Here is a 10,384-nt window from a genome sequence, read left to right as displayed (position 1 = left end):
CGTCCTCGTCGTCCTCGTCGTCCTCGTCGTCCTCGTCGTCCTCGTCGTCCTCGTCGTCCTCGTCCTCGTCGTCGTCCTCGTCGTCCTCGTCCTCGTCGTCGTCCTCGTCGTCGTCCTCGTCGTCGTCCTCGTCGTCGTCCTCGTCGGAGTCGTCGTAGTCGTCGGAGTCGAGGCCGGCGTAGACCCCGTCGTCGTCGGAGTCGTCCTCGTCCATGTCGAGGTCCTCGCCGTAGACCGACAGCGGCGTGGCCACCTCGGTGGCGTCGAAGAGGGCCTCGTCGTAGTCGTCGAATGCCTCGGCAAGGTCCTGTGCGGCGGCGATCACCATCGGGTGGTCGGGGTCTCGGCTCGAGCTGGCTGCCTCGTAGTGGCGCTCCAGGGCTGCGATGAGCTGCTCCAGGGCAGCGCGCGCGTCGCTCATGGCACGACCGTAGTGGACGGGGTGGGCCATGCACACACGTTTGTCGCCCCGCCTGCGCTACTCGAACATCCGGTAGATCGCCTCGACGACGACGGCCGGCCGCTCACTGCCGCCGAGCTCGATGACGCCCTCGACGATGATCTGCGCCTCTCCCTCGGGCAGCGCCTCGAAGCCCTTGAGGGCAGCATTCAGCCGGATCCGGCTGCCCGAGGGGACGGGCGTGGTGAAGCGCACCTTGTTCAGGCCGTAGTTGACCGTCATCGTCACGCTGTCGACGGTGAGGACCTCCGACCACATCGGCACGATGAGCGACAGGGTGAGTTGGCCGTGCGCGATCGGGCCGCCGAAAGGGCTCTCCTTCGTGGCGCGCTCCGTGTCGACGTGCGTGGTCGTGGGGGTGTCGGTCGTGCTCATGAAGTGGGCTCCTCGTCGGTCCTGGGACCCTGCGAATCGAGTCCGAGGACGCGCAGGGCGTTCTGCTTGAACAGCTTCGGGGCGACCGGCCGGACAGGTCGAGGTAGGCGTCGGCCTGGTGGGTCGCGATGGAGATCTGCTCGTCGACCCACGGCACGGCGTGGGCCATGATGATCGTCAGGTCGGGGAAGTCTGCGGCGACGTCGTCGAGGAACATCGGGTTGGCAATAGCGCAGCTTGATGCCGTGCCCACCGGGCAGTCCCGCACCGATGCCGGTCTGTCCGGTGTGGAACAGCGTGGGGACACCGGCCTCGACGATGGCCTCGTAGATCGGGTAGAAGCGCCGGTCGTTGGGCTCGAAGTCCTGCATGCTCGGGTGGAACTTGAAGCCCCTGACGCCGAACTCGTCCACCAGCCGGTGCACCTGTCGGACCGCCGCCCGACCCTGCCACGGGTCGACGGAGCCGAACGGGATGAGCACGTCGTTGTTCTCGGCCGCGACCTCGGCCTCCACCGAGTTCGCTGCGTGCCCGGAAGCGGTCGCGGCGTCGACGGTGGAGACGACCGCGGCCAGGTTGCGCTCGCGGTGGTGGGCAGCGATGGCCTGGATCGTCGGGGGTGCGCTCTTCCCCCGACCGGAAGCGCCCGGGCCCACCCCGAGAGTGCGCAGGGCATGGGCGAGCCGGGTGACGCGCTCGTCGAGCTCGCGGTAGGTGGTGTCCTCGCATATCAATGATCTGGATCGTCCCGAATGACTTGCGCCCTCAGCCAGTGGGTATGCCGCTCAGCCGGGCCCAAGCGGCAGAGCCCCTTCGCGTCGAGCGGGCTCGGTGGTGACCAGCGACCGGGCTGTCGATCCGGTCCGAAAGCGGTGTCACAATGGCCGTGATGAGCGGACTGAACGAGTACGAGTACCGGGTCCTCACCTTCGACCGACACACGTCGAAGGCCGACGCGCGCCAAGCGGTCCGCGATCATGCAGAGTACGGCCGTTGGGAGCTGGCCCGCTCGGTGATCTACGTCGGCGGTATCCGCCGGATGTGGCTGCGCCGCAGGATCATGCGCGTCCGGCGCACCTGAGGACGCTTCGGTCGGTGGTGCGCTTGCCCGGGTTCGTGCTCCGGCACGTGCTCGTGCTAACGTTTCTGCTCGCTGCAGGGCACTCCTGGGGGTCCTGCGCATCACCTTGTCGGGGTGGCGGAATGGCAGACGCGCTAGCTTGAGGTGCTAGTGCCCTTAACGGGCGTGGGGGTTCAAGTCCCCCCCTCGACACCAATACCAACGAGGATGGGGAGACCCGCTTCGTCGGCGGGGCGTTGCCATGGGCGAGGCGACCTGCTGCGCCTACGCTGGCGCGCGTGACCTTCCTGCGCGCGCTCGTGTCACTGATGCGAGTGTGCGGCTTCCGGCGGCTGTTCGCCGCCCGGGTCGCCTCGCAGGGCAGTGACGGCATCTTCGAGGTCGCCCTGGCCAGCTACGTCCTGTTCAACCCTCAGCAGGCCGCCGACCCGGAGGCGATCGCGGCGGCCTTCGCCGTGGTGCTGCTGCCCTACAGTGCGCTGGGCCCGTTCGTCGGCGTGCTGCTCGACCGGTGGCCGAGACGCCGGATCCTCGTCGTGAGCCAGCTGTTGCGGGCCGCGTCGATGGCGCTCGTCGCGCTCCTTGTGACCGGCGCGAGCCTCGGCCCGCCCTTCTTCCTCCTCGTGCTGCTCGTCTTCTCCCTCAACCGCTTCGTCCTGGCGGGCTTCTCGGCAGCAATGCCCCATGTCGTCGGTCGGGACGACCTCGTCGAGGCGAACTCGGTCGCCCCGACGCTCGGCTCGCTCGCGTACGTCATCGGCGGGGCGGCCGGGGCGGCCGTACGCGCCGTCGGATCGGATGCCGTCGTCGTCGTCGTCGCCGTCGCCGGCACCCTGGTCGCCGCCTGGGTCGCCTCACGACTGCCCTTCATCGGCCCCACCGATGACGTCCCGGGGCCGCGCCTCGGCCAGGTCGCGGAGGTGGTCGCGCGCGGCTTCGTCGAGATGCTCCGGACCCTGCCGGCCCGCGGCTGGCTCGTCCTCGCGCTCGTGTTCCTCACGCGGCTGCCGTTCGGTGTCGTCCTGCTCCAGGCGCTGCTGCTCTCCCGCGGGCCGTTCGCGGCGGCCGGCGACACCGGCATCCTCCGCTTCGGCCTGGCAGCCGCCGCGTCGGCGGTCGGCTTCGCCATCGCCGCGTTCGTGACGCCGTGGCTGGCCGGCCGGTGGTCACCCATCCCGTATGCCGCTGCCGCCCTCGCGCTCACCGGCGCCGCCGCGCTCGGGCTGGGGTGGTGGCTGACCCTGTGGAGCACCGCGGCGCTGGCCGCGCTCGTGTCGCTAGGCGCCCAGTCGGTCAAGATCTGCTGCGACACCCTGATGCAGCGCCACGTGCCGGACTCGCTTCTCGGCCGGGCCTTCTCGGCCTACGACCTGGTCTACAACGGCGGCCTGGTGGCCGCGGTGGCCATCGGTGCTGCGGCGCTGCCCCGGAGCGGCCTGCTGGCGTGGCCGGTTCTCGTGGTCGGCCTGCTCTACGTCGGCCTCGCGACGCCTCTGGTGCCGGCCTGGCAGGCCGCCACCCGGGCCGACGTCCGGCGCGGGTCGACCGAGCCGCCCGCGTGAGCTCGTCGGCCCCTGCCCGACGCAGCGAGGCCGGCGCGCACTACGCTTCGGTGTCATGGCATCACCGGCGCTGCCCGTCTCCCTCGATGACGTCCTCGCGGCCCAGCGGCTGCTCGACGGGGTCGTCCGTCCGACCCCCCTCGAGTACAGCCGAGGCCTGAGCGAGCGCGTCGGCGCGCAGACCCATCTCAAGTGCGAGAACCTGCAGCGTGCGGGCTCGTTCAAGATCCGCGGCGCCTACAACCGGATGGCCCGGCTCAGCGACGAGGAGAAGGCCCGCGGTGTCGTCTGCGCGAGTGCCGGAAACCATGCCCAGGGGGTCGCGCTCGCCGCGCAGCTGCTCGGCATGAAGGCCACCGTCTTCATGCCCGTCGGGGCACCCCTGCCCAAGCTTCAGGCGACCCGCGGCTACGGTGCCCAGGTAGAGCAGTTCGGCTCGACCATCGACGACTGCCTCGTCAAGGCAAGCGAGTTCGAGCAGCGCACCGGGGCCGTCCTGATCCACCCGTTCGACCACGCCCACATCGTCGCGGGTGCCGGCACGTGCGGGCTCGAGATCCTCGAGCAGTGCCCCGACGTGCGGACCATCATCGTCGGAACCGGCGGCGGCGGCCTGATCTCGGGCATCGCCACCGTCGTCAAGTCGCGTCGGCCCGAGGTCACCGTCATCGGGGTGCAGGCAGAGCGCGCGGCGGCCTACCCGCCGTCCCTGGCCGCCGGTCACCCGGTGCCCCTGGCGAAGATGTCGACGATGGCCGACGGCATCGCGGTCGGGTGCCCCGGGGAGGTGCCGTACGCGATCGTCAGCGAGCTCGTCGACGACATCCGGACGGTCACCGAGGATGAGCTGTCCCGAGCGGTCCTCTACCTGCTCGAGCGGGCCAAGCTCGTGGCCGAGCCCGCCGGGGCGGCCAGCGTCGCATCGCTGCTCGATGCCGGGCCGGGCGTCGTCGAGGGGCCGGTCGTCGCGGTGCTGTCCGGCGGCAACATCGACCCGCTCCTGCTGCTGCGGATCATCCGGCACGGCCTGACCGCCGCGGGACGCTACCTGCAGTTCCGGGTCCGCGTGCCGGACCGGCCGGGCTCGCTCGCGGCCCTGCTCGACCACCTCGCGGCGTCCGAGGCCAACGTCCTCGAGATCGAGCATGTCCGCACCGTCGTGCCGCTGGGCATCGACGAGGTGGAGATCGGGGTGCGCGTCGAGACGAAGGGCGCCGAGCACGCGGCCGCCGTGATCGCCGACCTGCGTTCCAAGGGCTTCGACCCGCACCTCGACTGAGGCCGGCGCGGTGCTCCCTCGGATCAGCGCCACCCGCTACGTCACCCCCTTGAAGGAGGGCGGGTCGCTGCCGGGCATCGTCGAGGCGAGCGACGAGGGCACCTACGTGCTGAAGTTCCGGGGGGCCGGGCAGGGGCTCAAGGTCCTCGTCGCCGAGGTCATCGTGGCCCGGCTGGCGCGGCTGATCGATGTCGCCGTCCCTGACCTCGCCGTCGTCGACCTCGACCAGCGGATCGCGAAGTACGAGGCGGACGAGGAGGTACAGGACCTGCTCACCGCCTCGGTCGGCGCCAACCTCGGGGTCGACTTCCTGCCCGGGGCCTTCGGCTACGACGGCTCCCAGCCGCCCCCGGCAGACCTCGCCGAGCGGATCGTCTGGCTCGACGCTCTGACCGCGAACGTCGACCGGACGTGGTCCAACCCGAACCTGCTCGTCTGGCACCGGCGGACCTACGCGATCGACCACGGGGCCGCGCTCTACTTCCACCACTCGTGGCCGAGCCGGGCGCCGGACCCGGACCGGTTCGCCGCCCAACCGTTCGACGCGAGCCGCCACGTGCTGGCAGACGTGGCCACCGACGTGGCCGCACGCCACGCCGACCTGTCCGCGAGCCTCACGCCGGCCGCGGTCGAACAGGCCGTCGGCGCGGTCCCGGACGGCTGGCTCGAGCCGACGCCCTGGCTCGCGGACGTGACCGCGGTGCGAGCGGCATACGTCACGATGCTCAGCGCCCGGCTGCAGAACCCCCGTGCCTGGCTGCCGGACGGTGGCCTGCCGTGAACGCCTACCAGTACGTCGTCCTGCGGCTCGTCCCGCGAGTGGACCGCGAGGAGTTCGTCAACATCGGCGTCGTCCTGCACAGCCAGGACGCCGGGTTCCTCGATGCGGGCTGGGAGATCGACGAGGAGCGCCTGCGCTGCTTCGCCCCCGAGTGCGATCCCACGACAGTCCGGGCCGCGCTCGGCCGCATCCGTGCTGTGTGCCACGGCGAGAGCGGCCCTGGGCTGCCGTCGTTCGACAAGCCGGGCCAGCGCTTCGGCTGGATCATCGCGCCCCGGTCGACCGTGATCCAGCCCGGTCCGGTGCACGGCGGGATCACGGCCGACCCCACCCGAGAGCTCGAACGGCTGCTGGACAGCTATGTGCGGGCCGGGAGTCGCTGAACATCCCCCACAAAGCGGCCGACCGGCTCGTCGTCATACCATCGGTGGAGCACGTGGAGGTGCGGCAATGGGCGGACACGACGAGCGCGAGACCCGGGCGGACCCGCTGTCGGGTGACGAGATCGCCATGCTGTTCACCTTCCGGCGGGCGATGCTGCAGTACACGAAGTGGAGTGAGCGGCGGGTTCGCAAGGCGGGTCTGACCCCGCAGCAGTACCTTCTGCTCCTCGCGGTCCGCGCCCGGGACGACGACTCCCCGCCGAGCGTCGGTGACCTCGCCGGTGAGCTGCTCATCCGACCGAACAGCGCGATCGAGCTCGTCAACCGGGCCGAGTCGCTCGGGCTCGTCGCCCGGCAGCGAGACGACCACGACCAGCGGGTCGTCCGCGTGACTCTCACCGACAAGGCGGACGGCCTGCTCGGCGTGCTCGCCACCGCCCACCTGGCCGAGCTCGAGCGGGCGGCCGAGACGCTGAGCATCTCCGAGGAGTTCCTCGCCACACTCTCAGCGAAGTTCCTCGGTGCCGGTGCGTAAAACAGTCAGTGATCTCTCAGGAGATCGGGGTACATCAGAATAGATCGCATCCCGATGTAATGGTCATGACCGCGTTGCGGCCATGACCGGAGCGAAGGCGCCATGTCTATTCTCGCAATGTCCGTCCTGGAGACCATCAGAAGCCCGGAAGACCTCGAGAAGCTCGGTCCTGACGGCCTGACCCGGCTGGCCCGGGAGATCCGCGAAGTCCTCGTCGAGACGGTCTGCGCGACCGGCGGCCATCTGGGCCCCAACCTCGGCGTCGTCGAGCTGACCATCGCGCTGCACCGTGTGTTCGACTCGCCGCGCACACCGATCGTCTTCGACACCGGCCACCAGTCCTACGTCCACAAGCTGCTGACGGGCCGACTCGACGGCTTCGCATCGCTGCGCCAGGCGGGCGGGCTCTCCGGCTACCCCCGACGCGCCGAGTCGCAGCACGACCTCGTCGAGAACTCGCACGCCTCGACGGCCCTGGCCTACGCCGACGGCCTCAGCCGGGCCATCGCCGCGCGCGGCGGCTGCGAGCCGGTCGTGGCGGTCATCGGCGACGGAGCCATGACCGGAGGCCTGGCCTGGGAGGGCCTGAACAACCTCGGCACGTCCGGCCGCCGCGTCGTCGTCGTGCTCAACGACAATGACCGCTCCTACGCGCCGACCATCGGTGGGCTCCCCCAGCACCTGAGCCGCCTGACCGACCGCGCCGGATACGCGGGCATCGTCGCCGGGCTCGGTGGCCACGCCGCGCCGGCAGACCAGGCAGCGGCACGACCGACCCGCCTGCCAACCCGCCCCACAGCCGCCTGCGGCGTAAGCCTCTTCCAGGCGATGGGGTTCGCCTACATCGGCCCGGTCGACGGTCACGACCTGCTGGCCCTCGAGAGGGCCTTCGCGCAGGCTCGCGGCCACGACCGGCCCGTCGTCGTGCACGTCCGGACCGAGAAGGGACACGGGTACCTGCCCGCCGTGCTCGACGAGGCCGACCACCTGCACGCGGTGGGCGCCATCGACGCCAGCACCGGGGCACCGAGCAAGCCGCCGGCCCGGACCTGGACCGACGTGTTCGGGGACGCGCTCGTCGAGCTTGCGGAGCGCCGACCCGAGGTGATCGCCGTCAGCGCCGCGATGGTGGGGCCCACCGGGCTGCGCGCCCTCGCCGCGCGCCACCCGCAGCGGTGCGTCGACGTCGGCATCGCCGAGCAGCAGGCGCTCGTCAGCGCCAGCGGCATGGCGATGGGCGGGCTGCACCCCGTCGTCGCCCTCTACTCGACCTTCATGCACCGCGCATTCGACCAGACCCTCATGGACGTCGGCCTGCACGGGCTGCCCGTGACGCTGGTGCTCGACCGCGCCGGCATCACCGGGCCCGACGGCCCGAGCCACCACGGCCTGTGGGACCTCACGTTGCTCGGGGCCGTGCCCGGGATGCGTGTGGCGGCGCCGCGTGACGCGGCCACCCTCGTCGAGGAGCTCGACGAGGCTGTCGCGCATCCGGGACCGACCGCGCTGCGCTTCCCGAAGGCAGCCGCGGCCGGCGCCCTGCCCGCCCTCGCCCGGGTCGCCGGGATGGACGTGCTGAGGCGCCCGCCCGACCCGCACGTCCTGCTGCTGCCGGTCGGAGCCCTCGCCGGTGCCGCGGTGCAGGCCGCCGACCGGCTCCTCGCCGACGGGATCCGCTGCTCGGTCGTCGACCCGCGATGGGTGCTGCCCGTCAACCCGGCCCTTCCCGACCTCGCCGCCGAGCACGACCTCGTCGTCACGATCGAGGACGGGCTGCGGACCTCGGGAGTCGGGGCCAGGGTCGCACGCGTGCTCGCCGACGCGGAGGTCGACGCGACGGTGCGGGTCCTCGGAGTGCCGACACAGTATGTCGCCCAGGGCAGCCGCGCGGCGATCCTGCACGACTTCGGGCTCGACGCAGACGGCGTCGCCGACACGGTCGCGAGTGCGCTCGCGGGCGCGGTCGGGGTGGGCGGCATACGACATCGGGGCGCGCGAGACCGGCGCGTCCGGAGACCGGCCTGAGGCCGCCATGCGTACCACCACGCCCACCACGGAAGCCGGCGAGAACTTCCCCGTCGCGCTGCGAGTGCTGCCCGCCCGGGTCCGGGACGAGCTGCACGCGACCTACCGCTACGCCCGGTACGTCGACGACCTTGGCGACGAGTACGCGGGCGACCGCGTGGCAGCCCTCGGCGAGGTCGCCCAGCAGGTGCACCACCTCTACGCGGGTGCTGCAGTCACCGACCCGGTCGTGGCCGGTATGACGCCGCTCGTGACCCGCGCCGGGGTGCCGGAGCACTGCCTGCTGCGCCTCGTCGAGGCGAACCTGCGCGACCAGGGCGTGGCCCGGTGCCAGGACTTCGCCGAGCTGCTCGACTACTGCCGGCTCTCGGCCGACCCGGTCGGCGAGATCGTGCTGACCATCTTCGCCAAGGCCACCCCGGACCGCATCGAGCTGTCCGACCGGATCTGCACGGCCCTGCAACTGCTCGAGCACTGGCAGGACATCGGCGAGGACCACGCCAGGGGACGGGTCTACCTGCCGAAGGAGGACCTCGACCGGTTCGCGGTGAGCGAGGACGACCTCGGGGCCGAGCACGCGAGTGTCCCGCTGCGGCGGCTGGTCGCCTTCGAGACCGAGCGGGCGGCCGCATGGCTCGGCTCGGGCGCACCACTCGTGTCGACGCTGCGCGGCTGGGCCCGGCTGGCGGTCTCGGGCTACGTGGCCGGGGGCCGGGCGGCGGCGGCCAGGATCCGGCGAGCCGGGTACGACACCCTGACCGGCGACGTCAAACCGACCCGGTCGGACATCGCCGCAGCCTGGGCCGACGGATGGCTGAGGAGAGCCGGATGAACGTCACGACGGCATACGAGCGCTGCGAGCAGATCACCCGCACCGAGGCGCGCAACTTCTCCTACGGCATCCGGTTGCTGCCACGACAGCAACGCCAGGCGCTCTCCGCGGTCTATGCCACGGCCCGGCGGATCGACGACATCGGGGACAGCGACGGCCCGGCGGCCGACCGTCAGGCTGCGCTCGAGTCCCTCCGCGGGCGGCTCGGCGCGATCGAGGGCCGGCGGGCCCGGCCCTGCCCCAGCGCGGCCGCGCACTCCCCCGCTCCAGGTTCGGACGACGACCCGGTACTCACCGCGCTCGCCGATGCCGCCGCGCACCTGCCGATCCCCCTCGACGCCTTCGACGACCTCGTCGACGGCTGCGCGGCCGACGTGGCGGGCCACCACTACGAGACCTTCGAGGATCTCGTCGGCTACTGCCGCCACGTCGCGGGGTCCGTCGGTCGCCTCTCGGTCGGCGTCTACAACCCGACCCCGATCGAGGACGCCGAACCGCTCGCCGACGACCTCGGCGTGGCGCTCCAGCTGACCAACATCCTGCGAGACCTGCGCGAGGACCGCCTGATGGGTCGCGTCTACCTGCCGCAGCAGGACCTCGACCGGTACGGCTGCACCCTCGAGCTCGGTGCCGATGGCGTCATCGCCGACCCGCCCGCACGGTTCGACGCGCTGGTCCGCTTCGAGGCCGCACGCGCCGAGTCGTGGTATGGCCGGGGCCTGACCCTGCTGCCGCTGCTCGACCGGCGCAGCGCCGCCTGCACGGCCGCGATGGCCGGCATCTATCGCCGGCTGCTGGCCCGCATCGCCGCCGACCCCTCCGCCGTACGCGGACGGCGACTGTCGCTGTCGACCCCGGCCAAGGTGTCGGTCGCGGTGCACGCCATCGTGCGGAGGGCCGCATGAGCGCACGGCCGGTCATCGTCGTCGGCGGTGGGCTCGCCGGGATCACCGCCTCCTTGGACCTTGCCGGGGCGGGTCGCCAGGTCCTGCTGCTCGAGGCGCGGCCGCCCCCCCGGGGGCGGGGCCCCCCCCCGCCGGGCGCGGGGCCGCCCGGGGGCCCCGGGGGGCC

General features: G+C 72.0%; 11 protein-coding genes, 1 tRNA gene and 2 pseudogenes. 11 read left to right on the top strand and 3 right to left on the bottom strand.

Features of this window, described 5'->3' with window-relative positions:
- From L0H79_RS17085 to L0H79_RS17075, 3 genes and pseudogenes are all read right to left on the bottom strand, one after another.
- On the bottom strand, positions 1-421 hold a 421-nt coding region (locus tag L0H79_RS17085), incomplete at its 3' end, for a hypothetical protein (protein WP_301485852.1).
- 57 nt (positions 422-478) lie between these two features.
- Positions 479-805: pseudogene (locus L0H79_RS17080) on the bottom strand (MaoC/PaaZ C-terminal domain-containing protein); the annotation flags it as partial.
- 106 nt (positions 806-911) lie between these two features.
- A pseudogene (locus tag L0H79_RS17075) lies at positions 912-1,452 on the bottom strand (amidohydrolase family protein); the annotation flags it as partial.
- 272 nt (positions 1,453-1,724) lie between these two features.
- Here L0H79_RS17075 and L0H79_RS17070 point away from each other — a divergent pair.
- From L0H79_RS17070 to L0H79_RS22280, 11 genes are all read left to right on the top strand, one after another.
- Positions 1,725-1,916 carry a DUF5703 family protein gene (locus tag L0H79_RS17070; protein WP_301485851.1) on the top strand — a complete coding sequence of 64 codons (192 nt, stop codon included), beginning with the start codon at positions 1,725-1,727 and terminating at the stop codon, positions 1,914-1,916.
- Positions 1,917-2,024: 108 nt separating this feature from the next.
- A tRNA-Leu gene (locus L0H79_RS17065) sits at positions 2,025-2,111 on the top strand.
- Positions 2,112-2,194: 83 nt separating this feature from the next.
- Positions 2,195-3,478 carry an MFS transporter gene (locus L0H79_RS17060; RefSeq protein WP_301485850.1) on the top strand — a complete coding sequence of 428 codons (1,284 nt, stop codon included), beginning with the start codon at positions 2,195-2,197 and terminating at the stop codon, positions 3,476-3,478.
- 55 nt (positions 3,479-3,533) lie between these two features.
- Positions 3,534-4,757, top strand: coding sequence for a threonine ammonia-lyase (gene ilvA / locus L0H79_RS17055; RefSeq protein ID WP_301485849.1), 1,224 nt, complete (start codon positions 3,534-3,536; stop codon positions 4,755-4,757).
- Between the two features lie 10 nt (positions 4,758-4,767).
- On the top strand, positions 4,768-5,538 hold the full coding sequence (locus L0H79_RS17050; protein WP_301485848.1) for a HipA family kinase: 771 nt from the start codon (positions 4,768-4,770) through the stop codon (positions 5,536-5,538).
- Positions 5,535-5,921 carry a DUF3037 domain-containing protein gene (locus tag L0H79_RS17045; protein WP_301485847.1) on the top strand — a complete coding sequence of 129 codons (387 nt, stop codon included), beginning with the start codon at positions 5,535-5,537 and terminating at the stop codon, positions 5,919-5,921. Before L0H79_RS17050 ends, L0H79_RS17045 begins: the two co-directional genes overlap by 4 nt.
- A gap of 67 nt (positions 5,922-5,988) precedes the next feature.
- On the top strand, positions 5,989-6,456 hold the full coding sequence (locus tag L0H79_RS17040; protein WP_301485846.1) for a MarR family winged helix-turn-helix transcriptional regulator: 468 nt from the start codon (positions 5,989-5,991) through the stop codon (positions 6,454-6,456).
- A gap of 102 nt (positions 6,457-6,558) precedes the next feature.
- Complete coding sequence (gene dxs / locus L0H79_RS17035) at positions 6,559-8,481, top strand: 1-deoxy-D-xylulose-5-phosphate synthase (protein WP_301485845.1); 1,923 nt, start codon at positions 6,559-6,561, stop codon at positions 8,479-8,481.
- A gap of 7 nt (positions 8,482-8,488) precedes the next feature.
- On the top strand, positions 8,489-9,313 hold the full coding sequence (hpnC, locus tag L0H79_RS17030; protein ID WP_301485844.1) for a squalene synthase HpnC: 825 nt from the start codon (positions 8,489-8,491) through the stop codon (positions 9,311-9,313).
- Positions 9,292-10,218, top strand: coding sequence for a squalene/phytoene synthase family protein (locus tag L0H79_RS17025; RefSeq protein ID WP_301485843.1), 927 nt, complete (start codon positions 9,292-9,294; stop codon positions 10,216-10,218). The genes hpnC and L0H79_RS17025 overlap by 22 nt, the downstream gene beginning before the upstream one ends.
- Positions 10,215-10,384: FAD-dependent oxidoreductase (locus L0H79_RS22280; protein WP_367652485.1), on the top strand; the 170-nt coding region annotated here is incomplete at its 3' end. The genes L0H79_RS17025 and L0H79_RS22280, both read left to right, overlap by 4 nt.

The sequence above is a fragment of the Intrasporangium sp. genome (genome assembly GCF_030452765.1).
Lineage (GTDB): Bacteria > Actinomycetota > Actinomycetes > Actinomycetales > Dermatophilaceae > Intrasporangium_A.
This window is presented reverse-complemented; position numbering and strand designations above follow the sequence as displayed.

Bases quoted from the DNA above. Each gene is read 5' to 3' on its own strand.
- L0H79_RS17070 (WP_301485851.1), top strand. From the start codon at position 1,725: ATGAGCGGACTGAACGAGTACGAGTACCGGGTCCTCACCTTCGACCGA.
- ilvA (WP_301485849.1), top strand. From the start codon at position 3,534: ATGGCATCACCGGCGCTGCCCGTCTCCCTCGATGACGTCCTCGCGGCC.
- L0H79_RS17040 (WP_301485846.1), top strand. From the start codon at position 5,989: ATGGGCGGACACGACGAGCGCGAGACCCGGGCGGACCCGCTGTCGGGT.
- dxs (WP_301485845.1), top strand. From the start codon at position 6,559: ATGTCTATTCTCGCAATGTCCGTCCTGGAGACCATCAGAAGCCCGGAA.
- hpnC (WP_301485844.1), top strand. From the start codon at position 8,489: ATGCGTACCACCACGCCCACCACGGAAGCCGGCGAGAACTTCCCCGTC.
- L0H79_RS17025 (WP_301485843.1), top strand. From the start codon at position 9,292: ATGGCTGAGGAGAGCCGGATGAACGTCACGACGGCATACGAGCGCTGC.